Genomic DNA, 26,950 nt, shown 5'->3' on the forward strand with positions numbered 1-26,950 from the left:
GGGGGCGCAGCGCCCCTGGCGGAGGTCTGGGGGCGGAGCCCCCAGGTACGGGATGATGGGGGTCCCCCCTGCTCAAGCGAAGCCGAGAGCTTGGGGGAGGGTAGGGGCGGCGGGGGCGAAAACCCCCACGTCCCCACAGCCCCGCACCCCGCCCCCCACAGCGGTACTCTGACCAGGCCGCATCCACCCTGTTCGAAAGGACACCCCATGCCGCTCGAAGCCGGCCTCCTGGAGATCCTCGCCTGCCCGGCCTGCCACGCCCCGCTCAAGGAGCAGGAGAGCGAGCTGCTCTGCACGGGCCAGGACTGCGGCCTCGCCTACCCCGTCCGGGACGGCATCCCCGTACTGCTCGTCGACGAGGCCCGCCGCCCGGCGTAACCGCCCCACCGGCGACCCCCACGGCACCCACAACGGCCGTGACACCCACGACGGCCGCAACATCAGCAACACCCACAACACAGGCGACACCCGCGACACAGGCGACACCCGCGACACAGGCGACACCCGCGACACAGGCGACACCCGCGACACAGGCGACACCCGCGACACAGGCGACACCCGCGACACAGGCGACACCCGCGACACAGGCGTAAGGCGACACACCGGCGATCGGGAGGCTGCCGACCCATGCTCGACGAATCGCTGCTCGACGACCCAGAGGCACTCGCCCGCGCCGACCGTCGCGAGCTGCTCCGCGGCGCCGCCGAGGCCGGTGCCCGCGTCCGTACCGCCGTCCGGCACGCCACAGAGGCCGGAATCCCGGAGCTGAAGCCGGACGGCCGCCCACGCGCCGTCCTGATCGCCGGCCCCGGCATGGCCGCCACGGCCGTCGCCGAACTGCTCGGCACGCTCGCCGGAGCCAGCTGCCCCATCATCCGGCTCACCCCCACCGGCGTCGCCCCCGCGGCAGGCGCCCTGCGCTGGGAACTGCCCGGCTGGGCGGGCCCGGTGGACCTCCTCCTCATCGCCACCCCGGACGGCGCCGAACCAGGCCTCGAACTCCTGGCCGAGCAGGCCTACCGGCGCGGCAGCTCCGTCGTCGCGGTCGCCCCCGCCGGCACCCCGATCGTGGAGGCGGTGGAGCGCGCCCACGGCCTGTTCGTACCGATGGCGACCGCCCCGTACGAGCCCGCCGAACCCCTCGCGGCCTCCGCCCCCGGCGTCCTGTGGGCGCTGTTCACCCCGCTGCTCGCACTGCTGGACCGCACCGGTCTGGTCTCCGCCCCGCCGGAGGCGCTGGAGAAGATCGCCGACCGCCTCGACGAGGTGGCCGAACGCTGCGGCCCGGCCATCGCGACGTACAGCAACCCCGCCAAGACACTCGCCGCCGATCTCGCCGAGGCGCTCCCGGTGATCTGGACGGAGGGCACCTCCGCGGGCCCCGCCGGCCGTCGCTTCACCGCCGCGCTCGCGGAGCTGGCGGGCCGCCCCGCGCTCACCGCCGAACTGCCCGAGGCGCTCGCCGCCCACAGTGTGCTGCTCGCGGGGGCGCTCGCCGCCGGCGCCGACCCCGACGACTTCTTCCGCGACCGTGTCGAGGAGGCACAGGCCCTGCACGCGCGCGTGGTGCTGCTGCGCGACCGTCCGGCCGGTGGCCTCACCGCCGCCCCGGCCGCCCGCGAGCTCGCGCTCAGCCACGACACCGCGATCAGCGAGCTCGAACCCGCGGAGGGCGGCGAACTCGAAACCCTCGCCGAGCTGATCGCCACCACGGATTTCGCCGCTGTTTACCTGGCGCTCGCTTCGAGGGCCTGATCTTGACCCTGGCCTCCTGACCAGCGCCCGCTGGAACCGGGGGTTCTTGACCAGCGCAGCGTACATACGGAGAAACAGGACACATGGACCGCCTCGACAACACCGTCCGCCCCTACGCCTGGGGCTCGACCACCGCCATCCCGCGGCTGCTCGGCGTCGAGCCGACCGGTGAACCACAGGCGGAGATGTGGATGGGCGCCCACCCGGGCGCGCCCTCGCTCACGGCACGCGGTCCCCTCACCGAGGTCATCGACGAGGACCCCGAGAAGGAACTCGGCCGCGCGGCCGTCGCGAAGTTCGGCCCCCACCTGCCGTTCCTGTTGAAGATCCTCGCCGCGGGCGCCCCCCTCTCCCTCCAGGTGCACCCCAATCTCGAACAGGCGAGGGAAGGGTACGAGGACGAGGAGCGGCGGGGCATCCCCATCGATGCCCCGCACCGCAACTACAAGGACGCCAACCACAAGCCCGAACTGATATGCGCCCTCACCGAGTTCGACGGCCTGTGCGGTTTCCGTGCCCCCGACGAGACCGCCGAACTGCTCGCGGGCCTCGACGTCGACTCCCTCAAGCCGTACGTCGACCTGCTGCACGCCCACCCGGAAGAGGCGGCGCTGCGCGAGATCCTGACGGCGGTGCTGAGCGCGGACCCCGCCGAGATGGCCCACACGGTCACCGAGACCGCGGCCGCCTGCGCCCGCCTCGGCGGTGCCTACGCCCCCTACGTCGACCTGGCCCACCACTACCCGGGCGACCCCGGTGTGATCGCCGCGATGCTCCTCAACCACGTCCAACTGAAGCCCGGCGAGGCCCTGTTCCTCGGCGCCGGTGTCCCGCACGCGTATCTCAACGGCCTGGGCGTCGAAATCATGGCCACCAGCGACAACGTCCTGCGCTGCGGCCTGACCCCCAAGCACGTCGACGTCCCCGAACTCCTGCGCGTCGTCCGTTTCGAGGCGAGCGACCCCGGTGTCCTTCGCCCGGAGGCGTCCCCCGACGGCGAGGAGGTCTACGAGACCCCCATCGACGAGTTCCGCCTCTCCCGGTACGCCCTCGCGGAGGGCGCCGCCCCCCACGACCTCACGCGCGCGACCCCGCAGATCCTGCTCTGCACGGCGGGCGAGGTACGCGCGGACGGCAACGTTCTGACCCCCGGCCAGTCGGTCTTCGTACCGGCGGGCGAAAAGACCGAGGTGTCCGGAGCAGGCACGATCTTCCGTGCGACAGTGGTGGCCTGACGGGGCGACTGTGGCGGCCTGAGGCACCGCCGTCGGACCGGGCTGCAACAATGGCCCACCGCAAAGGGCGGGCAAAGCCCGGACCGGCGTACGAGGGTACGAACGGGGCCCGGACGGCGTACGAAGGGAATGCAGGAGCACATGAGCGCTTCAGGCGGCACCAGAGCGATCGTGGCGGCACTCGGCGCCAACCTCGCGATCGCGGTATCGAAATTCGTGGCGTTCGCCTTCAGCGGTTCGTCCTCGATGCTCGCCGAGGGCGTCCACTCGCTCGCCGACTCCGGCAACCAGGCCCTGCTCCTGATCGGTGGCAAGAAGGCCCAGCGCGAGGCAACCCCGCAGCACCCCTTCGGCTACGGCCGCGAGCGCTACATCTACGCCTTCCTCGTCTCGATCGTCCTCTTCTCGGTCGGCGGCATGTTCGCCGTCTACGAGGGCTACGAGAAGATCAAGCACCCGCACGAGATCGAGCACTGGTACTGGCCGGTGGGCGTTCTGGTGTTCGCGATCATCGCCGAGAGCTTCTCCTTCCGTACGGCCATCAAGGAGTCCAACGAGCTGCGCGGAAAGCTGTCCTGGTCGCAGTTCATCCGCCGGGCCAAGGCCCCCGAGCTGCCGGTCGTCCTCCTGGAGGACTTCGGCGCGCTGATCGGTCTGGTCCTCGCCCTCGGCGGCGTCGGCATCGCCCTGCTCACGGACGACGGCGTCTGGGACGGCATCGGCACGCTCTGCATCGGCATCCTGCTCATCCTGATCGCGCTCGTCCTCGCCGCCGAGACCAAGTCCCTCCTCCTGGGCGAGGCCGCCGGCATCGACGACGTCAAGAAGATCGAGGCCGCCATCGTCGACGGCGAGACCGTCACCGGCATCATCCACATGCGCACGCTCCACCTCGGCCCGGAGGAGCTCCTGATCGCCGCCAAGATCGCCGTCCAGCACGACGACACGGCCGCCGAGGTCGCCACCGCGATCAACGCCGCCGAGTCCCGCATCCGCACCGCCGTCCCCATCGCCCGCGTGATTTACCTGGAGCCGGACATCTACAACGAGGGGGAGGCGGCGAAGGGCCCCGATCGCGACGCCACCCCGGGAGGCCCGGGACCGACGCCTTCCGCGCACTGATCCCCGCCTCCTTTCGCAGCCCGCTCGTACTCCACTCGTATTCCGCTCGTACTCGGCTGGGGCCCGCCTGGATTTTCAGGCGGGCCCCAGCCGCGTCCGGGCCGGACCTGCCGGGCAGACGGACGACCGCGCCGCTCCCCGGCAGGAGCAACCCGACTGGTCGGAGGCGTGCCCGGGCTCATCCGCACGCCCGACGGCGAGTCCCGCGCCTCGCCGGAACACGAGGGTCCGCCGCAGTCCGAGACCTTGTCCCGAACGTCTGTTGGCCGAAGCCGGGCTGGGGAGGCCCGTGGCAACCGGTGTAGCTTGGTCACTGAGCCAGACGTCGCTGCTGATGGCGGTCGGGCGGTCCCACCGCGGACCGGCCGAGGGAGAGAGGGCCTCCGACGACTGCGCTGCGCGCGACAGGCACGCCTGTGTCCTGCTGGTCACGACCGTGCCTTGTTCGGGCATACGTATGCCCGCCGCCGCGCAGACCAGCCGTATCCACCTCGCCCCGATTCCGAGGAGCAGCCCGCCATGACGACTGTCGACAACCGACAGGACTTCAAGGTCGCCGATCTCTCCCTGGCCGAGTTCGGCCGCAAGGAGATCACCCTCGCCGAGCACGAGATGCCCGGCCTGATGTCGATCCGCAACGAGTACGCCAAGGCGCAGCCCCTCGCGGGTGCCCGCGTCACCGGCTCCCTGCACATGACCGTGCAGACCGCCGTCCTCATCGAGACCCTGGTCGCCCTCGGCGCCGAGGTCCGCTGGGCCTCCTGCAACATCTACTCCACCCAGGACCACGCCGCCGCCGCCATCGCGGTCGGCCCGAACGGCACGCCCGAGAACCCGCAGGGCGTCCCGGTCTTCGCCTGGAAGGGCGAGACCCTGGAGGAGTACTGGTGGTGCACGGAGCAGGCCCTGACCTGGCCGAACACCCCCACCGGCGGCCCGAACATGATCCTGGACGACGGTGGCGACGCCACTCTCCTCGTCCACAAGGGCGTCGAGTACGAGAAGGACGGCAAGGTCCCGTCCGTCGACACCGCCGAGTCCGAGGAGCACCGCTTCGTCCTCGAACTCCTGCACCGCACCATCACGGACGGCTCGCAGAAGTGGACCCAGCTCGCCTCTGAGATCCGCGGCGTGACCGAGGAGACCACGACCGGCGTCCACCGTCTGTACGAGATGCACCGCGACGGCACCCTTCTGTTCCCGGCGATCAACGTCAACGACGCCGTCACCAAGTCGAAGTTCGACAACAAGTACGGCTGCCGCCACTCCCTGATCGACGGCATCAACCGCGCCACCGACGTCCTCATCGGCGGCAAGACCGCGGTCGTCTGCGGCTACGGCGACGTGGGCAAGGGCTGCGCGGAGTCCCTGCGCGGCCAGGGCGCCCGCGTGATCGTCACGGAGATCGACCCGATCTGCGCGCTGCAGGCGGCGATGGACGGCTACCAGGTCACGACTCTCGACGAGGTCGTCGACAAGGCCGACATCTTCGTCACCACGACCGGCAACAAGGACATCATCATGGCCGCCGACATGGCCAAGATGAAGCACCAGGCGATCGTGGGCAACATCGGCCACTTCGACAACGAGATCGACATGGCCGGCCTCGCGCAGATCCCGGGCATCGTCAAGGACGAGGTCAAGCCGCAGGTCCACACCTGGAAGTTCCCCGACGGCAAGGTCCTCATCGTGCTGTCCGAGGGCCGTCTGCTGAACCTGGGCAACGCCACCGGCCACCCCTCGTTCGTGATGTCCAACTCGTTCGCGGACCAGACCCTGGCCCAGATCGAGCTGTTCACCAAGCCCAGCGAGTACCCGACCGACGTCTACGTGCTGCCCAAGCACCTCGACGAGAAGGTCGCCCGCCTCCACCTCGACGCCCTCGGCGTCAAGCTCACCACCCTCCGCCCCGAGCAGGCCTCGTACATCGGTGTAGAGGTCGAGGGCCCGTACAAGTCGGACCACTACCGCTACTGAGCACCCCGCCGAGCAGCGGTACCAACCGCTCGGCGTACGGATGTCAGCAGGCCCTCGCCCCGTGGCGGGGGCCTGCCCCCGATGAGGACCTGAACGCCCATGCCCCGCGGCCGTTATTCGCTCCATGACCCGCACGATCACACCCCCCTCGCCGAAGAACACTTCCACTGCGCGCCCGGCCCCTCCGGCTGGCGCTACGTCTCCCAACTGACCACCCCCTCCGGCGACCATGCCGGCTCCGTCGACCTTGCCCTCGACGAGCTCGGCCGCCCCATCCGTCTCGAACTGCACGCCGCGAGCTGGCAGGTCCGCGGCGCCGCGCTCGACGGCGTCACCTGGGTCCGCACCGACCCCAACGGCACCCAGGCCACCGAGGGCAACGTCCGCGCCCACGCCTTCACCGGCACGTCCCCCGCGTTCCTCGTCGCCACCGCCCGTCTGCTTCGCCTCACCCCCGATGCCTCCGCAACCCGCGTACGCCTCGTCGCCTTCACCGACCCGGTCCTCGCCCCGCGCACCCTCGACCAATCCTGGGCCTTGATCTCGAGAGAAACACACGCCACTGACAACGGCCCCCTCGCCGTGGACGAATACCAGGTCACAGCCCTGGACACGGGGGAGCAGCACGCCGTGCACATCTCGGGAGACGTGGTCCTCGCGGCCCCCGGCATCGAACTTGAGCAGCTCGAATCACCGCCGTCGGTCTTCGCCTGACGACATCGGGGCATGGCCGACCCGGAGCCTTGTCAGCCACGGAGCTTCGTAGCGGGCGCAGGCGGGTGATGCCGCAGGGTCAGGCAGGTGGTGCGAACCCGGTCGCGGGCCGTTCGGCCGGTTCCTCCCGCGGCCCCGCGGACCGGGGTGCCTGCTGCGCCGGCGTCGCCGGGCGCTCCGCGGCAGGGGGCGCCGACTGATACGAGACTCCCGGGACCGGGGGCGCCGAAGGAGCCGCCTGCGGATAGCCGTAAACCCCCGGCTGCTGCACCACCGGACCGCCCACGCCGCCCACACCGCTCACGCTGGGCATCCCGGGGGCGAGCCCACCCGGACCCCCGGGCGTCATCGTGGCCGCCCCACCTCCGAAGGCCCTCCTGGCCTCCCGCGCCTGCCGTTCCTGCACCACGGCCGCCAAATACGCCGCCGCCGGAACCCCGTGCGGTGCCGGAGACCCCGTACGGGCAGCGAGATCGGAGGCGAGCCGCTCCGCCATCGCCCCACCGACCTGCGGGTCCAGCTGCTGCATCCGCGTCAGGTACTGACGAATGGCCAGCCACAGCCCGTCCGGCACGGCCGACAGATCAAGCCCGGAGAACCGCCCCGCCAGCCATGGCGGCGGCGGAGGCACGAAGGCCGTACGGCCGACCGGAATCCTCTCCCGCACGACGAGAGTGCCCGCGAACACGTCACCGAGCCGCCGCCCCCGAGCCGAAACGAGCGAGGCGGTGCACGCGATGACCCCGAACGTCATCAGAATCTCGACCACACCGATGGCACCGCGCACCAGCGCGTGCCGGAACCGGATCGGCCCCCCGTCGTCCCGTACCACCCGCAGCCCGAACGCCATCTTCCCCAGCGAACGGCCGTGGCTGAGCGTCTCCACCGCGATCGGCCCGCCCACCAGCAGCAGAACAAAGCTCGCGATCGAGACGGCGATCTGAGCCGCCTCGTCCAGGGCCGCCGTCGAGGCCACCAATCCAATGGTGACGATGACATAGATGACCATCGCCACAGCCAGATCGAGCAACACGGCCAGGGCCCGGCTCGGCAGCTTGGCGGGGCGCAACTCCAGCGCCACCGCCTCGCCTGTCACTAGCTCACTCACGCTCGCCGTCCTTCCCCTGACCTGCCCCGAGAACCGTCAGTCTGCCAAGCTGAGAGCGCATCGCGCCGCAGTACGACAAGCTGGCACGCAGTACGAGAGGACGAGGAGCAGTAGAACCGATGGACCTCGACGTCTTCGTGTCCGCCCACCGTGCCGAGTGGGACCGCCTCGACGCCCTGCTGCGCCGCCAACGCCGACTCACCGGAGCCGAGGCCGACGAACTCGTCGTCCTCTACCAACGTACGGCCACCCATCTCTCCCTGATCCAGTCCAGTGCCCCGGACCCACAGCTCACCGGTCGCCTCAGCCAACTGGTGGCACGCGCGCGCAGCGCCGTGACAGGCACCCGCCGCGCCTCCTGGCGCGATGTGACCCGCTTCCTTGCGCACGGTTTCCCTGCGGCGGTCTACCGCTCGCGCCACTGGTGGGTTCCCACGGCACTCCTCTCCACCGTCGTCGCGATCGTCCTGGGGTGGTGGATAGGCGCGCACCCCGAGGTCCAGTCCTCGATCGCGGCACCCAGCGAACTGCGCCAGCTCACCCGACCGGGCGGCGAGTACGAGACCTACTACTCAAGCCACCCGGCCGCGTCCTTCGCCGCCCAGGTCTGGACGAACAATGCCCAGGCCGCCGCGATGTGCCTGGTCCTGGGCGTCTTCCTGGGGATACCGGTCCTGTGGATCCTCTTCCAGAACATGCTCAACGTCGGCGTGGGCATCGGCCTGATGTCGTCGGCAGGCCGCCTCGACACCTTCGTGGGCCTGCTCCTTCCGCACGGCCTCCTGGAACTGACTGCCGTCTTCGTGGCGGCAGGCACCGGTCTGCGGCTGGGCTGGACCGTGATCGACCCGGGCCCCCGCTCCCGCCGTACGGCGCTCGCCGAGGAAGGCCGCGCCGCCCTCGGCATGGCGATAGGCCTGGCGCTGGTCCTCCTGGTCTCGGGCGCCATCGAAGGCTTCGTCACGCCGTCCGGTCTTCCCACCTGGGCCCGTATCGCCATAGGAATCGCGGCTGAACTGGCCTTTCTTACATACGTCTATGTCCTGGGCAGTCGGGCGGTACGGGCCGGCGACACGGGTGACGTCGACGAGTCGGAGCGCAGCGCCACTCTCCCGACGGCCGCGTGATGTGCGTTCACCCTCGCTGACCTGCTAGTCTCCTCCTCGCCCCACAAGAGCCGTTGACACGGAGCTGGTGGGGAGGTAGATTCGAACAGTTGCCTAGAACTGGACAGGTCCAGATGGTGGCAGTTAGCATCTGTCAGCTTCTTGCGAATACGATTCCGAGAAGCACCTCCCGATTATTCAGGACTGAGCGGCCGGTAAGGCCGGTCAATAACTTCTGATAAAGTCGGACTCGCCGAAAGAGAGCCGCAAGGCAATCGAATAGGCAAAGGCCTTCCAACGGCCACCGGAAACAAATTCCGACCGGAAACGGAACGGAAAACGGATCTGGTAAGGTTGGAAACACCGAAGGGAAGCGCCCGGAGGAAAGCCTGAGAGAGTCTCTCGGGTGAGTACAAAGGAAGCGTCCGTTCCTTGAGAACTCAACAGCGTGCCAAAAATCAACGCCAGATATGTTGATACCCCGTCTCCGGCCGATCGGTCGGGGCGTGGTTCCTTTGAAAAAGTCCTGCCGGGCATTGTCCGGTAGGCGCACAGCGAGGACGCTGTGAACCTTCCGATTATTCCTCGGGGGGTTCCGCTCTCGTGGTGTCGTCCCGATTACGGGAAAACATTCACGGAGAGTTTGATCCTGGCTCAGGACGAACGCTGGCGGCGTGCTTAACACATGCAAGTCGAACGATGAAGCCTTTCGGGGTGGATTAGTGGCGAACGGGTGAGTAACACGTGGGCAATCTGCCCTTCACTCTGGGACAAGCCCTGGAAACGGGGTCTAATACCGGATAATACCTGCCTGGGCATCTGGGTGGGTTGAAAGCTCCGGCGGTGAAGGATGAGCCCGCGGCCTATCAGCTTGTTGGTGAGGTAGTGGCTCACCAAGGCGACGACGGGTAGCCGGCCTGAGAGGGCGACCGGCCACACTGGGACTGAGACACGGCCCAGACTCCTACGGGAGGCAGCAGTGGGGAATATTGCACAATGGGCGAAAGCCTGATGCAGCGACGCCGCGTGAGGGATGACGGCCTTCGGGTTGTAAACCTCTTTCAGCAGGGAAGAAGCGCAAGTGACGGTACCTGCAGAAGAAGCGCCGGCTAACTACGTGCCAGCAGCCGCGGTAATACGTAGGGCGCAAGCGTTGTCCGGAATTATTGGGCGTAAAGAGCTCGTAGGCGGCTTGTCGCGTCGGTTGTGAAAGCCCGGGGCTTAACCCCGGGTCTGCAGTCGATACGGGCAGGCTAGAGTGTGGTAGGGGAGATCGGAATTCCTGGTGTAGCGGTGAAATGCGCAGATATCAGGAGGAACACCGGTGGCGAAGGCGGATCTCTGGGCCATTACTGACGCTGAGGAGCGAAAGCGTGGGGAGCGAACAGGATTAGATACCCTGGTAGTCCACGCCGTAAACGGTGGGAACTAGGTGTTGGCGACATTCCACGTCGTCGGTGCCGCAGCTAACGCATTAAGTTCCCCGCCTGGGGAGTACGGCCGCAAGGCTAAAACTCAAAGGAATTGACGGGGGCCCGCACAAGCAGCGGAGCATGTGGCTTAATTCGACGCAACGCGAAGAACCTTACCAAGGCTTGACATACACCGGAAACGGCCAGAGATGGTCGCCCCCTTGTGGTCGGTGTACAGGTGGTGCATGGCTGTCGTCAGCTCGTGTCGTGAGATGTTGGGTTAAGTCCCGCAACGAGCGCAACCCTTGTTCTGTGTTGCCAGCATGCCCTTCGGGGTGATGGGGACTCACAGGAGACTGCCGGGGTCAACTCGGAGGAAGGTGGGGACGACGTCAAGTCATCATGCCCCTTATGTCTTGGGCTGCACACGTGCTACAATGGCAGGTACAATGAGCTGCGAAGCCGTGAGGCGGAGCGAATCTCAAAAAGCCTGTCTCAGTTCGGATTGGGGTCTGCAACTCGACCCCATGAAGTCGGAGTTGCTAGTAATCGCAGATCAGCATTGCTGCGGTGAATACGTTCCCGGGCCTTGTACACACCGCCCGTCACGTCACGAAAGTCGGTAACACCCGAAGCCGGTGGCCCAACCCCTTGTGGGAGGGAGCTGTCGAAGGTGGGACTGGCGATTGGGACGAAGTCGTAACAAGGTAGCCGTACCGGAAGGTGCGGCTGGATCACCTCCTTTCTAAGGAGCATCTAGGCTGCCGGGCTTGCCCGGTGGTCCAGGGCCATTACGTCGGCAGATGTTCGACGGTGGTTGCTCATGGGTGGAACGTTGATTATTCGGTGCACTTGACTGTCTTCTCCTTCCAGTACTGCTCTTCGGGGCGTGGAACGAATGAGGGAAGCGGCAGGGGTGCCGGGCACGCTGTTGGGTGTCTGAGGGTTCGGCCGATCATGGCTGCCTTCAGTGCCGGCCCCAGTGAACTTGCCGTGTGCGGCAGGGTGGTGGGTGGTTGGTCGTTGTTTGAGAACTGCACAGTGGACGCGAGCATCTGTGGCCAAGTTTTTAAGGGCGCACGGTGGATGCCTTGGTACCAGGAACCGATGAAGGACGTGGGAGGCCACGATAGTCCCCGGGGAGTCGTCAACCAGGCTTTGATCCGGGGGTTTCCGAATGGGGAAACCCGGCAGTCGTCATGGGCTGTCACCCATACCTGAACACATAGGGTATGTGGAGGGAACGCGGGGAAGTGAAACATCTCAGTACCCGCAGGAAGAGAAAACAACCGTGATTCCGGGAGTAGTGGCGAGCGAAACTGGATGAGGCTAAACCATATGCGTGTGAGACCCGGCAGGGGTTGCGTATGTGGGGTTGTGGGATTTCTCTTTTACGGTCTGCCGGCCGTGAGACGAGTCAGAAACCGTTGATGTAGGCGAAGGACATGCGAAAGGTCCGGCGTAGAGGGTAAGACCCCCGTAGTCGAAATGTCAACGGCTCGTTTGAGAAACACCCAAGTAGCACGGGGCCCGAGAAATCCCGTGTGAATCTGGCGGGACCACCCGCTAAGCCTAAATATTCCCTGGTGACCGATAGCGGATAGTACCGTGAGGGAATGGTGAAAAGTACCGCGGGAGCGGAGTGAAATAGTACCTGAAACCGTGTGCCTACAAGCCGTGGGAGCGTCGCGCATCGAGTTTACTCGGTGCGTCGTGACTGCGTGCCTTTTGAAGAATGAGCCTGCGAGTTTGCGGTGTGTTGCGAGGTTAACCCGTGTGGGGAAGCCGTAGCGAAAGCGAGTCCGAATAGGGCGTTTTAGTAGCGCGCTCAAGACCCGAAGCGGAGTGATCTAGCCATGGGCAGGTTGAAGCGGCTGTAAGAGGTCGTGGAGGACCGAACCCACCAGGGTTGAAAACCTGGGGGATGACCTGTGGTTAGGGGTGAAAGGCCAATCAAACTCCGTGATAGCTGGTTCTCCCCGAAATGCATTTAGGTGCAGCGTCGTGTGTTTCTTGCCGGAGGTAGAGCACTGGATAGGCGATGGGCCCTACCGGGTTACTGACCTTAGCCAAACTCCGAATGCCGGTAAGTGAGAGCGCGGCAGTGAGACTGTGGGGGATAAGCTCCATGGTCGAGAGGGAAACAGCCCAGAGCATCGACTAAGGCCCCTAAGCGTACGCTAAGTGGGAAAGGATGTGGAGTCGCAGAGACAACCAGGAGGTTGGCTTAGAAGCAGCCACCCTTGAAAGAGTGCGTAATAGCTCACTGGTCTAGTGATTCCGCGCCGACAATGTAGCGGGGCTCAAGCGTACCGCCGAAGTCGTGTCATTCATACAATAGGGCCAACGCCTGTATGGATGGGTAGGGGAGCGTCGTGTGCCGGGTGAAGCCGCGCCGGAAGGCAGTGGTGGACGGTTCACGAGTGAGAATGCAGGCATGAGTAGCGATACACACGTGAGAAACGTGTGCGCCGATTGACTAAGGGTTCCTGGGTCAAGCTGATCTGCCCAGGGTAAGTCGGGACCTAAGGCGAGGCCGACAGGCGTAGTCGATGGATAACCGGTTGATATTCCGGTACCCGCTGTGAAGCGTCAAACATTGAACCAGGCGATGCTAAGTCCGTGAAGCCGTTCCGGACCCTTCGGGGAATGGAAAGTGGTGGAGCCGACGGTCCAGACCTGTAGTAGGTGAGTGATGGGGTGACGCAGGAAGGTAGTCCATCCCGGGCGGTGGTTGTCCCGGGGTAAGGGTGTAGGCCGTGTGATAGGTAAATCCGTTGCACATTGAGGCTGAGACCTGATGCCGAGCCGATTGTGGTGAAGTGGATGATCCTATGCTGTCGAGAAAAGCCTCTAGCGAGTTTCATGGCGGCCCGTACCCTAAACCGACTCAGGTGGTCAGGTAGAGAATACCGAGGCGTTCGGGTGAACTATGGTTAAGGAACTCGGCAAAATGCCCCCGTAACTTCGGGAGAAGGGGGGCCATCACTGGTGAGAGGATTTACTCCTTGAGCTGGGGGTGGCCGCAGAGACCAGCGAGAAGCGACTGTTTACTAAAAACACAGGTCCGTGCGAAGCCGTAAGGCGATGTATACGGACTGACGCCTGCCCGGTGCTGGAACGTTAAGGGGACCGGTTAGTCAAGATTCGTCTTGGCGAAGCTGAGAACTTAAGCGCCAGTAAACGGCGGTGGTAACTATAACCATCCTAAGGTAGCGAAATTCCTTGTCGGGTAAGTTCCGACCTGCACGAATGGCGTAACGACTTCTCGACTGTCTCAACCATAGGCCCGGTGAAATTGCACTACGAGTAAAGATGCTCGTTTCGCGCAGCAGGACGGAAAGACCCCGGGACCTTTACTACAGTTTGATATTGGTGTTCGGTTCGGCTTGTGTAGGATAGGTGGGAGACTTTGAAAGCGCGGCGCCAGCCGTGTGGGAGTCGTCGTTGAAATACCACTCTGGTCGTGCTGGATGTCTAACCTGGGTCCGTGATCCGGATCAGGGACAGTGTCTGATGGGTAGTTTAACTGGGGCGGTTGCCTCCTAAAGAGTAACGGAGGCGCCCAAAGGTTCCCTCAGCCTGGTTGGTAATCAGGTGTTGAGTGTAAGTGCACAAGGGAGCTTGACTGTGAGACCGACGGGTCGAGCAGGGACGAAAGTCGGGACTAGTGATCCGGCGGTGGCTTGTGGAAGCGCCGTCGCTCAACGGATAAAAGGTACCCCGGGGATAACAGGCTGATCTTCCCCAAGAGTCCATATCGACGGGATGGTTTGGCACCTCGATGTCGGCTCGTCGCATCCTGGGGCTGGAGTCGGTCCCAAGGGTTGGGCTGTTCGCCCATTAAAGCGGTACGCGAGCTGGGTTTAGAACGTCGTGAGACAGTTCGGTCCCTATCCGCTGTGCGCGTAGGAATATTGAGAAGGGCTGTCCCTAGTACGAGAGGACCGGGACGGACGAACCTCTGGTGTGCCAGTTGTCCTGCCAAGGGCATGGCTGGTTGGCTACGTTCGGGAGGGATAACCGCTGAAAGCATCTAAGCGGGAAGCCTGCTTCGAGATGAGTATTCCCACCCCCTTTGAGGGGTTAAGGCTCCCAGTAGACGACTGGGTTGATAGGCCAGATCTGGAAGCACCGTAAGGTGTGGAGGTGACTGGTACTAATAGGCCGAGGGCTTGTCCTCAGTTGCTCGCGTCCACTGTGTTGGTTCTGAAACCACGAACAACCCCATGCCCGGGGCCACTGGGTATGGTGCGGTAGTTACAGTTTCATAGTGTTTCGGTGGTCATAGCGTGAGGGAAACGCCCGGTTACATTCCGAACCCGGAAGCTAAGCCTTACAGCGCCGATGGTACTGCAGGGGGGACCCTGTGGGAGAGTAGGACGCCGCCGAACAAATTGTGAGGAGACCCCCGTACCGGGAAATCGGTCCGGGGGTTTTCTGCATTCCGGGATCTTTTTATTTTAGGGGGCTCCTTTTCAGGGGCCCCCTTTTTTTGTGCCCGCTTACAGCCGTCCTGCGGCCTTGAGTGCCAGATACGTGTCCGCCAGCGCGGGCGCCAGGTCGTCCGGAGTCGCGTCCACGACGGTGACTCCGTGGCGTCGTAGCTGTTCGGCTGTGCGATGGCGTTCTGTCTGGGCCTGGGCCGCAGCCGCTGCTTCGTACACCGATTCGGTGGTTCCTCGGGCCATCGCCATGCGGGCGATGTGCGGATCGGCCACCGATGCGACCAGCACCGTATGACGCTGGGTGAGGAGGGGGAGTACGGGAAGCAGGCCCTCTTCGATGGGGGCCGCGTCGAGGCTGGTCAGCAGCACGATCAGGGAGCGGCGGGGAGCCGTGCGGAGTGCTGTGGCAGTGAGGCCGCGGGCGTCCGTCTCGATGAGTTCCGGTTCCAGGGTGGCCATCGCGTTGACCAGGGACGGGAGGACGTCGCCCGCTGCCCGGCCCTGGACCAGGGCGCGTACCCGGCGGTCGTATGCGAGAAGGTCCACGCGGTCGCCGGCTCGGGAGGCCAAGGCGGCGAGGAGGAGTGCCGCGTCCATCGAGGCATCGAGGCGTGGGGCGTCGTCCACGCGGCCGGCCGAGGTGCGGCCCGTGTCGAGGACCAGAAGGATGTGGCGGTCGCGTTCGGGGCGCCAGGTGCGTACGGCGACGGTGGTCTGGCGCGCGGTGGCGCGCCAGTCGATGGAGCGGGTGTCGTCGCCGGGGACGTACTCGCGCAGGCTGTCGAATTCCGTGCCCTCGCCGCGGGTCAGCACACTCGTGCGGCCGTCGAGTTCGCGCAGACGGGCCAGTTTGGAGGGGAGGTGCTTGCGGCTGGTGAACGGTGGCAGGACTCGTACCGTCCAGGGGACCTTGTGGCTGCCCTGGCGGGAGAACAGGCCCAGGGGGCCATACGAGCGAATCGTGACGCGGTCTGCCTGGCGGTCGCCGCGGCGGGTGGGACGCAGACGGGTGGTGAGGCGCCGGCGTTCGCCGGCGGGAACCGTCAGGCGGTGGCGGGAGGCGGCTACCTCGGTTCCTGGCTCCCAGCTGCTGGGGGGCCAGGCGTCCCGGAGGTGGGCACGCAGGGGGTGGCCGGAGGGGTTGGTGACGGTCAGGGTGACATCGGCGGTTTCGCCGAGGCGTACGGAGGTGTCGCCGGAGCGGGTCAGGCCGAGGCGGCGTACGGGAGCCGCCAGGGCGGCGTCGCAGGCGCAGGCCAGGGCGAGCGGAGCGTTGACGGCGAGGATGCCCGTCCAGCTCGGTTCCCAGATGCCGATGGGCAATGTGCCGAGGGCCGCCAGGAGGGCGGCGCGTCCGGTGAGTGCCATCAGCGGGGGACGGGGACGTGGGCGAGGATCGCGTTGATGACCGAGTCTGCCGTCACGCCCTCCATCTCGGCCTCGGGGCGGAGCTGGATGCGGTGGCGGAGGGTGGGGAGGGCCAGGGCCTTCACGTCGTCGGGGATGACATAGTCGCGGCCCGTCAGCCAGGCCCAGGCGCGGGCGGTGGCGAGGAGGGCGGTCGCGCCGCGCGGGGAGACGCCGAGGGTGAGGGACGGCGATTCACGGGTGGCGCGGCAGATGTCGACGACATAGCCGGTGATTTCGGGGGAGACCGCTGTCTTGGCTACGGCGGCGCGGGCGGCTTCCAGGTCGGCGGGGCCCGCTACGGGGCGTACGCCGGCGGCGCGCAGGTCGCGCGGGTTGAAGCCCTCGGCGTGGCGGGTGAGGACGTTGATCTCGTCCTCGCGGGACGGGAGAGGGATCGTCAGTTTGAGGAGGAACCGGTCCAGTTGGGCTTCGGGGAGAGGATACGTTCCCTCGTACTCGACCGGGTTCTGGGTCGCTGCGACCAGGAATGGCTCCGGGAGCGGGCGGGGGGTGCCGTCGACCGTGACTTGACGTTCCTCCATCGCTTCGAGGAGGGACGACTGGGTCTTGGGCGGGGTGCGGTTGATCTCGTCGGCGAGCAGGAGATTGGTGAAGACCGGGCCTGGCTGGAACGAGAACTCGGCGGTGCGGGCGTCGTAGACCAGGGAGCCGGTGATGTCGCTCGGCATCAGGTCGGGGGTGAACTGGACGCGCTTGGTGTCGAGTTCGAGTGCGGACGCGAGTGCGCGGACGAGCAACGTTTTGGCGACCCCGGGGACTCCTTCAAGGAGAACGTGTCCGCGGCAGAGGAGGGCGACGACGAGGCCGGTCACGGCGGGGTCCTGGCCGACCACGGCTTTGGCGATCTCGGTGCGCAGGGCCTCCAGGGAGGAGCGGGCGGCGCCCGGATCCCCGGTGTACCCGGCGTTGTCAGTGGTCGGGTCCATCATGAATGGCGTACCTCTCTTTCGAGGGCGTCGAGTTGGTCGGCGAGGGAGATGAGGGCCGCGTCGTCGCGGGGCGGCGGGCCGAAGAGGAGGGAGTGCAGGGTCTGTCCGTCGCCCTGGAGTTGGGCGGACAGGGCGGGGAGCAGTGCCTCGGGCGCGTGCGCCTGGGCGGGGGATACGCCGACGAGGGGGGCGAGGCGGGTGCGGGTGGTGGAGCGCAGAGCGATGCCCGCGCGGTCGCGGGCGTTGGCCTTGCGGTAGAGGCGGGCGCGGCCTTCGACGGCTTCGGAGGCGCGGATCGCGACGGGGAGGCGTTCGGGCACGAGGGGGCCGAGTCGGCGTGCCCGCCAGAGGGCGGCCAGGGCTGCCGCGATGAAGAGTTGCAGTGTGCCCCAGAGCCAGCCCGAGGGGAGCAGGTCGAGGAAGCTCTGGTCGCCCGAGTCGGTGGCCGAGGTGTCGGAGAGCGAGGGGAGGTACCAGACCAAGTGGGGGCGGGAACCGAGCAGTTGGAGGGCGAGCGAGGCGTTGCCCTGCTTGTCGAGACGCTTGTTGTAGAGGATGTCGGGGGCGCCGATGACGACGGTGTCGCCGGCCCCGGAGGGCGCGGGGATGCGCAGCAGGGTGGGCAGGCCCTCACTGGGGTAGCAGGCGTCGGCACCGAGGTCGGTGGTGGTGTAGCGGATGCCGCCCGTGTCGGCGCTGCCCGCGCGCCGGGCGGCGGGCAGGTCGCAGCCGGGGGAGAGCGTCGAGGCGAAGCTGATCGCGGGGTCGGCGGTGACTCCGGGGGCGAGGGTGCCGAGGGAGGGCGCCCCGGGGGCGATCAGGACCGTGCGGCCACCGGAGTTGGCGGCCGCCGTGCGGAGGCCGGTCTGTTGACGCTGGGTCAGCAGGTCCGGGGTGGCGACGAGGAGTGTGGTGTCGGGGCCGGTCGCGGCGCGGGCCTCGTCCAGGGTGGTGACCACGCGCGTGGAGACCCCGTGGTCGCCGAGGAGTGCGCCGGTGGCACGGCTGCCGTAGGGGGCGGCGGAGCGTGGGTCGAGGCGGCCTTGCTGGGCGCCGGAGCGGATCACGGCGATCACAACGGCGGCCGCCAGCAGGATGACGACCGCGAGGGCGATCCCTCGGGCGCGGGTCCACACCTGGCGGGCGGTGGGCGAGGCCGAGGTGGAGGCCGCGGGGGGCGTGAGGGTGGCCTCGGTCATGGGGTGGCCCCCTGGCGGGCGTTGTGGGCCGTGCTCTGGGCGCTGTTCGTCAGTACGGGCTTGGTGCGTTCCAGGTCGCGGTCGAGCTCGGTGAGGCGCTGGTATGTGTCGGAGCCCGCGGTCCGGCCGCCGTATGTGACGTCGTCGAAGTCCCGGGCCGCGGCGCGCAGCCGGTCCGTGTGGGAGGGCAGTGTGCGGCCCGCTTCGGCGGCGGCCTCGTCCGCGGTGCGGCCGGGGCGTGGGTCGAGCAGGGCGCGTTCTTCGAGGGAGCGCACGACGGCCCGCATGCGCTCCTGGACGGCCTGGTTCCAGTGGCCCTGGGCGGCGTACGCCTCGGCGGCCGCGCGGTGTTCTGCGGCGCTGCGGGGGCGGTCGTCGAAGAGCGCGGCGGACGAGGTGGGGGTGCGGTGCGGGGTGCCGAGGCGCCACCAGAGGGCGGCCACGACAGCCAGTACGGCCACCACGATGACGACAAGTCCGAGCACCCCGCCGGGAGTCGCGGAGGAGGCGGCGCCGAACAGCTTGTCGACCCAGTCCCAGAAGGCGTTCAGGGCACGCTGGACCAGGCCGGGGTCGTTCTCGTGGTACATCCGCTTGGACAGTTCGCGCTTGGCCGCCTCCCGGGCGGGGTCGCGCGGGATCGTCACCGGTGGCTCGTCGCCGCGCGGCAGCGCGAGGACGGCCGTGGCGCCGGTGCGCGGCAGCGTCAGTACCGCTGCGAGAACTTCCCCCGCCGGACTCACCGCATCAGCTCCCGGGAGTGGTGCCGGGGGTGCTGGAACCGTAGTCCTGGACACCGGCGGCGCGGGCCAGGTCGAGGTCGAGGGCCTCGCGGCGGATGCGCTGGTCGATGTAGAGGAGCACGGTGACGCCCGCGGAGATCGGGAAGGTGATCATGGAGCCGATCACCGAGCCGATGCCGCTGACGATGAGGAACGTCCAGCTGGGGCTGCTGCCGCTGCTGTTGAGGAAGCCGGTGACGCCGTCACCGCTGAGGGCCGACGCGACGAGGGCGAACGGGATCACGACGATCGAGGCCACGATATTGGCGATGATCGTGGCGAGCAGTTGGATGCCGAAGACCCGCCACCAGGAGCCGCGGACGAGCTTCGCGGAGCGGCTCATCGACTTCAGGACGCTCTGCTTCTCCAGCATCAGGGCGGGCGAGGCGAGCGAGAAGCGGATCATCAGCCAGAGCGCGACGATGGCCGCGCCGAGCCCGCCGAGGACCGCGAGCGCGGCGCCCGCGTCGCTCGAACCGGTGATTGCGACGAGCAGGCCCGGGAGCGTGCCGACGCTGATGATCACGATGGCGATGAGCGGCAGCAGGAAGGTCAGGAGGAACAGCTTCGGCAACTGGGGTCGGGCGTCGCGCCAGGCCTCGGCGGTGGTCACCGACTTGCCGAGTACCGCGCGGCTGGTGACGGATGTGAGCAGGGCTGTCGCGACGATGGTGCCGAGCAGGCCGATGAGCACGACGACGCCGGAGCTCAGCATGACGTCGCCCAGGGCGCGGCTCAGCTCGCCGGCGGTGGCGCTCGGGTCGTTGAGGGCGTCGGTGCTCGTGGTGTCGTCCAGGACGAGGCCCTGGAGCAGGATGACCGCGATCTCCGTGACGACCGCCACGGTCAGCGAGATGCCCAGCACCGTGCGCCAGTAGGTGCGCATGGTGGAGACCGCGCCGTCGAGGATCTCGCCGACGCCGAGCGGGCGCAGCGGGATCACGCCGGGCTTGGCGGCGGGCGGCGGGCCGCCCCAGTTGCCTCCCCAGCCACTGGGACCCCCTGGGCCGCCGTAGCCACGGCCTCCCCAGCCGCCGCCGTAACCGCCGCCCTGGCCTCCGGGGCCGCCCGGGCCGGGAGGCTGCTGACCGCCCCAGCCCGGGCCGGGCGGTGGCGGTGGCGGGGCCTGAACGGGGCCCTGCGGGCTGGGAGCGGACCACTGGCCGGGCGGGGGCTGCTCCTTGGACCACTTCGAGGGCGGTTCCGGCTGGTCCGTGCCGCCTTGGTCCGAAGGCTGCTCCGAGGGCTGCGTGGCGCCGGACTTGTCCGGCTCCTGACCGTTGGAGGGGGCAGATCCGGGCGAGGCCCAGCCCGGAGTGTCGTTCATCGTCGCTCCTTCACGGTGCCCGTCCGCGGTCGCGGCGGCAGGTTGGCAGCCATCGTGCCACGGTGTGCCCGACGGGGGACCGGCCCCCGTACGGGCTGTGCACCTTCAATTGTCCGCCGGGTACGGGGCAGACTGGGCGGATGGCTGATCAGTACGCGCAATCCCGCGAGCACGACGGGCCACTGGAGATACCGGCGATCCGCTGGGACGAACCACCCGAAGGGCCTGTGGTGGTCCTTCTCGATCAGACGCGACTGCCCGCAGAGGAGGTCGAGCGGGTGTGCACGGACGCGCCTGCGCTGGTGGAGGCGATCCGCACGCTTGCCGTGCGCGGAGCGCCGCTGCTGGGGATCGCCGGGGCGTACGGCGTCGCGCTCGCCGCCGCGCGCGGCTTCGACGTGGACGAGGCCGCCCGTGCGCTGGCGGGTGCCCGGCCCACCGCGGTGAACCTCGCTGTCGGTGTGCGCCGGGCGCACTCGGCGTACCGTGCCGCGCTCTCCGGCGGTGATCAGCGGCGGGCCGCCGGGGCGGCGCTGGCGGCGGCGCGGGCGCTGCACCGGGAGGACGCCGAGGCCAGCGCACGCATGGCCGAGCACGGCCTCGCGCTGCTCGACGAGCTGTTGCCCGGGGGCGGGCACCGGATCCTGACCCACTGCAACACCGGGGCGCTGGTGTCAGGAGGGGAGGGCACGGCCTTCGCGGTGGCTCTCGCGGCGCATCGGGCGGGGCAGCTGCGGCGGCTCTGGGTGGACGAAACGCGTCCGTTGCTGCAAGGTGCTCGCCTGACGGCTTACGAGGCGGCGCGCAACGGAATGGCGTACACCTTGCTCACGGACAACGCGGCGGGATCACTGTTCGCGGCGGGGGAGGTGGACGCGGTGCTCATCGGGGCCGATCGGATCGCCGCCGACGGTTCGGTCGCGAACAAGGTGGGGAGCTATCCGCTCGCGGTGCTGGCCCGGTATCACCATGTGCCGTTCATCGTGGTGGCACCGGTGACGACGGTGGATCCGGACACCCCGGACGGGGCGTCCATCGAGGTCGAGCAGCGCCCCGGACATGAAGTGACCGAGGTCACAGCACCTCAGGTGCCGGTGGCGGGAGTGGAAGCGGGAGGCGGGATACCGGTGGCACCCCTGGGGACCCAGGCGTACAACCCGGCGTTCGATGTGACGCCTCCCGAGTTGGTGACGGCGATCGTGACTGAAGAGGGCGCTGTGTCGCCCGTGACGGCTGCGGCGCTTGCCGAGCTGTGTGACAGGTCACGCCAGGTAACGATTTAGTTAATGGGATGATGTCGTTTATGAAGGGACGAGTCCTTGTCGTCGATGACGACACCGCACTGGCCGAGATGCTCGGCATTGTGTTGCGTGGTGAAGGTTTTGAGCCGTCTTTCGTAGCCGACGGCGACAAGGCGCTGGCCGCTTTCCGTGAGAGCAAGCCCGATCTGGTGCTCCTGGACCTGATGCTTCCCGGCCGGGACGGTATCGAGGTGTGCCGCCTGATCAGGGCGGAGTCCGGGGTGCCGATCGTGATGCTGACGGCGAAGAGCGACACCGTCGATGTCGTGGTCGGACTCGAGTCGGGCGCCGACGACTACATCGTGAAGCCGTTCAAGCCAAAGGAGCTGGTGGCACGGATCAGGGCACGGCTGCGCCGTTCCGAGGAGCCGGCGCCCGAGCAGCTGGCGATCGGTGACCTCGTCATCGATGTGGCCGGTCACTCTGTGAAGCGGGAGGGGCAGTCGATAGCGCTGACTCCGCTGGAGTTCGATCTGCTGGTGGCGCTGGCCCGCAAGCCGTGGCAGGTGTTCACGCGCGAGGTGCTCCTGGAGCAGGTGTGGGGCTACCGGCACGCGGCGGACACCCGTCTGGTCAATGTGCATGTCCAGCGGTTGCGCTCCAAGGTCGAGAAGGACCCGGAGCGGCCGGAGATCGTGGTGACCGTCCGTGGTGTCGGTTACAAGGCCGGACCGAGCTGACATGTCCCCGGACAGTGCCGCTTCGGCGCCCGGTGAGCCGGGGGTCCGTCCGGGGCGGCCTGTCGGCCGGAAGGTGACGGGCTCCCGCTGGGGACGGTTCATGGAGGGCGGGTTGCTGCAGGGCGGAGTCCAGGGCAGCCCGGTCCTTCGGTTGTTCATGCGCTGGGTGCGCCGTCCGCTGCTGCCCGTGATGCGGCTGTGGCGGCGCAACATCCAGCTCAAGATCGTCGTCACGACGCTGCTGATGTCGCTCGGCGTCGTGCTGCTGCTCGGCTTCGTCGTCATCGGGCAGGTGCGCAACGGTCTGCTGGACGCCAAGGTGAAGGCCTCGCAGAGCCAGGCCACCGGTGGGTTCACGGTGGCCAAGCAGAAGGCGGACTCGGCGGCCACGGCCAACGGTGACGACGGTTCGAGCACGGACGGCCGCCCGTCCAAGAACGTGAGCCAGTGGATGAGCGACCTCGTGGTGTCGCTCTCCAGCGGTGGCCAGGGCGCCTTCGACGTGGTGACGCTCAGTTCCAACGCGGCCGGCAACGGCGGCGCCGGGCTCGGGCCGCGCTCCTCGGGCGATGTCGATCCGACGCTGAGCATCCCGGAGGATCTGCGCGCCCGTATCGACAGCAGCACGCTCGCGGCCCAGAGCTACACCAGGGTCGTCTACAAGGACGACACGCAGTCGCAGGCGGCGCTGGTCATCGGCAAGCAGATCCTCGACCCCAACGGAGACCCGTACCAGCTCTACTACCTCTTCCCGCTGACGCAGGAGGAGAAGTCGCTGAGCCTGGTCAAGGGGACGCTCGCGACGGCCGGACTGTTCGTCGTGGTGCTCCTGGGGGCCATCGCCTGGCTCGTGGTGCGTCAGGTCGTCACGCCGGTGCGGATGGCCGCGGGGATCGCCGAACGGCTGTCCGCGGGGCGTCTGCAGGAACGGATGAAGGTCACCGGCGAGGACGACATCGCGCGGCTCGGCGAGGCCTTCAACAAGATGGCGCAGAACCTGCAGACGAAGATCCAGCAGCTGGAGGACCTGTCGCGGATGCAGCGGCGTTTCGTGTCCGACGTGTCGCACGAGCTGCGTACGCCGCTGACGACCGTCCGGATGGCGGCCGACGTCATTCACGACGCGCGCGTGGACTTCGATCCGATGACCGCCCGGTCGGCCGAGCTGCTCGCCGATCAGCTGGACCGTTTCGAGACGCTGCTCGCGGACCTGCTGGAGATCAGCCGGTTCGACGCGGGAGCCGCGGCGCTGGAGGCCGAGGCGATAGACCTCAGGGAAGTCGTACGACGTGTCGTCAGCGGGGCCGAGCCGCTCGCCGAGCGCAAGGGTTCACAGATACGCGTCGTCGGCGACCAGCAGCCGGTGGTCGCCGAGGCGGATGCCCGGCGGGTGGAGCGGGTGCTGCGCAACCTCGTCGTCAACGCCGTGGAGCACGGCGACGGCAAGGAAGTGGTGGTCAAGCTCGCCGCGGCGGGCGGGGCGGTCGCGATCGCGGTGCGCGACTACGGCGTCGGTCTCAAGCCCGGCGAGGCGACCCGGGTCTTCAGCCGCTTCTGGCGGGCGGACCCGGCACGTGCCCGTACCACCGGCGGTACGGGGCTCGGGCTGTCCATCGCCCTGGAGGACGCCCGGCTGCACGGCGGCTGGCTGCAGGCGTGGGGTGAGCCGGGCGGCGGTTCGCAGTTCCGGCTGACGCTGCCGAGGACCGCGGACGAGCCGCTGCGAGGGTCTCCGATACCTCTGGAGCCCAAGGACTCGCGGCGCAGTCGTGGACTCAGCGACGCGGGACTGCCTTCCGGCGGCGGTGACAAGCTCGCCACGGTGCCGATGCAGACCGGCGGCGGGAAGACGGCACCGCCGATGTCGCGGACGCCCATGATGCCGCGACTGGCCGGGGCGTCCCCCATGGCCGATCCGACGGCGCTGCCGGGCAACGGCGCGCGTGTGGTGCCAAGGCCCGCCGGGGCCGCGCGGCGCCCGGACGACGCGCCTTCCGCGGGTGGGGAGCTGACCGTGCGGGAGCGTGACCGGAACGGCGGCGGATCTGAAGAGCTCGGACAAGGAGAGCCCGAGGAACTCGGGCAGGGGGAGGCATTTCGTGGGCGCTGACCGCGAGGGGAGCGGCCGTCGGCGTCCCGCGCGCGTGGGGGTGTACATCGGCTGCGGCGCATTGCTGCTGACCGGGTGTGCCTCGATGCCGGACAGCGGGGATCTGCGCGGGGTCGAGTCGACACCGAGGCAGGACTCGCAGGTCCGTGTCTTTGCGCTGCCACCGCGTGAGGACGCCCCGCCGGCGGAGATCGTGCAGGGCTTCCTGGAGGCGCTGACCAGTGACGACCCGCAGTACGAGACGGCACGCAAGTATCTGTCGGTGAGCGCCCGCAAGACGTGGGATCCCTACCGCTCCACGACCGTCCTCGCGGACGGGCCGAACCCCGAGTCGGAGCGCCTGGGCGTCAGGGAGGGCGACGACGACGCCGCGTATACGCTCTCCGGCAGCCAGGTCGCCGCGGTGGACGCGCAGCACGCGTACGCGCCGGACGCCGGTTCGTACCGGACGACGGTGCATCTCACGCTGCAGAAGAACACCAAGCAGTGGCGTATCGACGTGCTGCCGCAGGGCGTGGTGATGGGCAACTCCGACTTCCAGCGCAACTACGTGTCCGTCAACAAGTACTACTTCGCCTCGAACATGCCCTCCGGGTCGGGTGGACCGCTGCAGACCGTCGCCGATCCGGTCTACGTGCGGGACAAGGTGGACCCGATGACGGAGATGGTCCGAGCACTCCTGAAGGGGCCCACGCGCTGGCTGGACCCGGTGGTGGCGTCGAGCTTCCCCTCCGGTACGGAACTGAAGAAGGGCGTCACGTCGTTGTCGCCCGACGACCGCAACAGGGTGACGGTCCCGTTGAACAAGAGGGCCGACCGGGTCGGGGAGACCCAGTGCAACAAGATGGCGGCCCAACTCCTGTTCACGCTCCAGGATCTGACACCCACGGGCGTCGACGAGGTGGAGCTGCAGCGGTCGAACGGTTCGCAGCTGTGTGTGGTCACCGAGAGCCGGGCCGAGAGCGTCGCTTCGCACGGCACGGCCAAGCACCCCGTCTACGAGTACTTCATCGACGGCAAGCAGCGGCTCGTACGGCTGCCCAGCGGCAACGGTGACAAGCAGCCCGAGCCGGTGCCCGGCGCGCTGGGCGAGGGCGCCAAGAAACTGCGGGCCGCCGCGGTCTCGCGGACCGAGGACAGCGCGGCCGGTGTGTCGGCCGACGGGAGTTCGCTGTACGTCGGATCGCTGGTGTCGGGTGCCTCGCTCGGGGAGGCGGTGCTGCACAGCCAGGGCGCGAAGGCGGACGACCGGCTGACGACGCCCAGTTGGGACGGGCGGGGCGACCTGTGGGTGGCCGACCGTGACCCGAAGAAACCGCGGCTGCTCCTGCTGGAGAAGGGTGCGGGTACACCGTTGGAGGTCACGGCGCCGGGGCTCGACGGACGCGTGCAGGCGGTGCGGGTGGCCGCCGACGGGGTGCGGATCGCGCTGATCGTCGAGAAGGACGGCAAGAGCTCGCTGCAGATCGGGCGTATCGAGCGCGACACCAAGACCGGTGAGCGGCCCGTCGTCTCGATTCTCGAACCGCGCTCCGTGGCGCCGCAGCTGGAGGAGGTCACCGCCATGTCGTGGGCCGGGGACAGCCGGCTCGTCGTCGTCGGGCGTGAGTCCGGCGGGGTGCAGCAGATGCGGTACGTCCAGGTCGACGGCTCCACTCCGGTGGGTGCCCCGCCCTCGGCGCTGACCGGGGTGAAGGAGATCGCCGCGTCCGAGGACGACCGGCTGCCGCTGGTGGCGCACTCGGTGGAGGACGGGATCGTGCGGCTGTCGGCCGGGGAGCAGTGGCAGAAGATCGTCAAGGAGGGGACGGCGCCGGTTTATCCCGGGTAGGGGGTCGGCTGTCCCGCCGGGGCGGGTGGGGCCGGTGTTCTGGTTGGGGGCCTGTGCCTGTCGGGGCGGGGCGGACCGCTGCTCTGGGTTGGGCGTCTGTGTCTGCCGGGGCGCGTCGGGCGGCTGTTCTGGTTGGGGGATTCCGTCTGCCCGGGTGGGCCGGACCGCCGGCCGACCGGGCGGGGGGCTTGCGCTGTTTCGGCCGGGTCGGCCGGCTGTCTCGGCCGGAGAATCTTGCATTCCTGGACGGGGCAGTCCGCCGGTCCGTGGCGGGCCCTTCGGTTGTCGTTGTCCTGGGGCGGGCTTGTCCGTCGACTCGGGCAGGGCGGGTGCGTCGTCCTGGGCAGGTCCCGTCCGCCGTCTCGGGTGGGTGCGGACGCTGTACGGGGCGGGTGCGGACGCCGTACGGGGGTGGGTGCGGACGCCGTACGGGGGTGGGCTGGGTCGCCATCCGGGTGGGGTCACCCTGGGGGGTGATGGCCG

General features: G+C 68.1%; 17 protein-coding genes and 3 rRNA genes. 14 read left to right on the forward strand and 6 right to left on the reverse strand.

The features are described from left to right. Window positions 1-207: 207 nt before the first annotated feature. The 6 genes from RV986_RS31895 to RV986_RS31920 all read left to right on the forward strand — a co-directional run bounded on the left by RV986_RS31895 (window position 208) and on the right by RV986_RS31920 (window position 6,803). Window positions 208-378 carry a Trm112 family protein gene (locus tag RV986_RS31895; RefSeq protein ID WP_266413406.1) on the forward strand — a complete coding sequence of 57 codons (171 nt, stop codon included), beginning with the start codon at window positions 208-210 and terminating at the stop codon, window positions 376-378. Between the two features lie 249 nt (window positions 379-627). Next, a complete protein-coding gene (locus RV986_RS31900) occupies window positions 628-1,755 on the forward strand; it encodes an SIS domain-containing protein (RefSeq protein ID WP_475920692.1) in 1,128 nt (375 codons plus the stop codon). Window positions 1,756-1,838: 83 nt separating this feature from the next. Continuing rightward, the gene (gene manA, locus RV986_RS31905) at window positions 1,839-2,990 is read left to right on the forward strand and encodes a mannose-6-phosphate isomerase, class I (RefSeq protein ID WP_475920693.1); all 1,152 of its coding nucleotides are present in this window, start codon (window positions 1,839-1,841) and stop codon (window positions 2,988-2,990) included. Window positions 2,991-3,131: 141 nt separating this feature from the next. Continuing rightward, a complete protein-coding gene (locus RV986_RS31910) occupies window positions 3,132-4,112 on the forward strand; it encodes a cation diffusion facilitator family transporter (protein ID WP_475920694.1) in 981 nt (326 codons plus the stop codon). Between the two features lie 519 nt (window positions 4,113-4,631). Continuing rightward, on the forward strand, window positions 4,632-6,089 hold the full coding sequence (ahcY, locus tag RV986_RS31915; RefSeq protein ID WP_475920695.1) for an adenosylhomocysteinase: 1,458 nt from the start codon (window positions 4,632-4,634) through the stop codon (window positions 6,087-6,089). Between the two features lie 99 nt (window positions 6,090-6,188). Next, the gene (locus RV986_RS31920) at window positions 6,189-6,803 is read left to right on the forward strand and encodes a hypothetical protein (RefSeq protein ID WP_475920696.1); all 615 of its coding nucleotides are present in this window, start codon (window positions 6,189-6,191) and stop codon (window positions 6,801-6,803) included. A gap of 79 nt (window positions 6,804-6,882) precedes the next feature. Here RV986_RS31920 and RV986_RS31925 read toward each other — a convergent pair whose 3' ends face one another. Continuing rightward, window positions 6,883-7,911 carry an RDD family protein gene (locus tag RV986_RS31925; RefSeq protein ID WP_475920697.1) on the reverse strand — a complete coding sequence of 343 codons (1,029 nt, stop codon included), beginning with the start codon at window positions 7,909-7,911 and terminating at the stop codon, window positions 6,883-6,885. 119 nt (window positions 7,912-8,030) lie between these two features. Here RV986_RS31925 and RV986_RS31930 point away from each other — a divergent pair, with 119 nt between their 5' ends. The 4 genes from RV986_RS31930 (at window position 8,031) to rrf (ending at window position 14,823) form a co-directional block, all read left to right on the forward strand. Continuing rightward, a complete protein-coding gene (locus RV986_RS31930; RefSeq protein WP_475920698.1) occupies window positions 8,031-9,038 on the forward strand; it encodes a stage II sporulation protein M in 1,008 nt (335 codons plus the stop codon). Between the two features lie 610 nt (window positions 9,039-9,648). Then, window positions 9,649-11,174: ribosomal RNA gene (locus RV986_RS31935) — 16S ribosomal RNA — on the forward strand. Between the two features lie 314 nt (window positions 11,175-11,488). Beyond that, window positions 11,489-14,612, forward strand: a 23S ribosomal RNA gene (locus tag RV986_RS31940). A 94-nt stretch (window positions 14,613-14,706) separates the two neighbouring features. After that, window positions 14,707-14,823, forward strand: a 5S ribosomal RNA gene (gene rrf / locus RV986_RS31945). The 16S, 23S and 5S rRNA genes sit together here, the layout of an rRNA operon. Window positions 14,824-14,934: 111 nt before the next feature. Here rrf and RV986_RS31950 read toward each other — a convergent pair. From RV986_RS31950 to RV986_RS31970, 5 genes are read right to left on the reverse strand one after another with little or no spacing between them, the layout of a single operon-like run. After that, window positions 14,935-16,245 carry a DUF58 domain-containing protein gene (locus RV986_RS31950; RefSeq protein WP_475920699.1) on the reverse strand — a complete coding sequence of 437 codons (1,311 nt, stop codon included), beginning with the start codon at window positions 16,243-16,245 and terminating at the stop codon, window positions 14,935-14,937. After that, on the reverse strand, window positions 16,245-17,234 hold the full coding sequence (locus tag RV986_RS31955) for an AAA family ATPase (RefSeq protein WP_475924508.1): 990 nt from the start codon (window positions 17,232-17,234) through the stop codon (window positions 16,245-16,247). Before RV986_RS31955 ends, RV986_RS31950 begins: the two co-directional genes overlap by 1 nt. Further along, window positions 17,234-18,436 carry a DUF4350 domain-containing protein gene (locus tag RV986_RS31960; RefSeq protein ID WP_475920700.1) on the reverse strand — a complete coding sequence of 401 codons (1,203 nt, stop codon included), beginning with the start codon at window positions 18,434-18,436 and terminating at the stop codon, window positions 17,234-17,236. The genes RV986_RS31955 and RV986_RS31960 overlap by 1 nt, the downstream gene beginning before the upstream one ends. After that, window positions 18,433-19,179 (reverse strand): DUF4129 domain-containing protein, encoded by a 747-nt coding sequence (locus RV986_RS31965; protein ID WP_475920701.1) that lies wholly within the window; start codon window positions 19,177-19,179, stop codon window positions 18,433-18,435. The genes RV986_RS31960 and RV986_RS31965 overlap by 4 nt, the downstream gene beginning before the upstream one ends. Before the next feature lie 4 nt (window positions 19,180-19,183). After that, window positions 19,184-20,545 carry a DUF7847 domain-containing protein gene (locus RV986_RS31970; RefSeq protein WP_475920702.1) on the reverse strand — a complete coding sequence of 454 codons (1,362 nt, stop codon included), beginning with the start codon at window positions 20,543-20,545 and terminating at the stop codon, window positions 19,184-19,186. Window positions 20,546-20,685: 140 nt separating this feature from the next. On the opposite strand from RV986_RS31970, the gene mtnA reads away from it, so the two are divergent. From mtnA to RV986_RS31990, 4 genes are read left to right on the forward strand one after another with little or no spacing between them, the layout of a single operon-like run. After that, entirely contained in the window at window positions 20,686-21,828 is a 1,143-nt protein-coding gene (mtnA, locus tag RV986_RS31975) for an S-methyl-5-thioribose-1-phosphate isomerase (protein ID WP_475920703.1), read from the forward strand. Window positions 21,829-21,836: 8 nt separating this feature from the next. After that, window positions 21,837-22,526 (forward strand): two-component system response regulator MtrA, encoded by a 690-nt coding sequence (gene mtrA / locus RV986_RS31980; protein ID WP_016438163.1) that lies wholly within the window; start codon window positions 21,837-21,839, stop codon window positions 22,524-22,526. Window position 22,527: 1 nt separating this feature from the next. Beyond that, window positions 22,528-24,636, forward strand: a complete 2,109-nt coding sequence (gene mtrB, locus RV986_RS31985) for an MtrAB system histidine kinase MtrB (RefSeq protein ID WP_475920704.1) — start codon at window positions 22,528-22,530, stop codon at window positions 24,634-24,636. After that, on the forward strand, window positions 24,626-26,467 hold the full coding sequence (locus RV986_RS31990; RefSeq protein WP_475920705.1) for an LpqB family beta-propeller domain-containing protein: 1,842 nt from the start codon (window positions 24,626-24,628) through the stop codon (window positions 26,465-26,467). Before mtrB ends, RV986_RS31990 begins: the two co-directional genes overlap by 11 nt. The last annotated feature ends 483 nt before the right edge of the window (window positions 26,468-26,950 follow it).

The sequence above is a fragment of the Streptomyces sp. RLA012 genome (genome assembly GCF_056270325.1).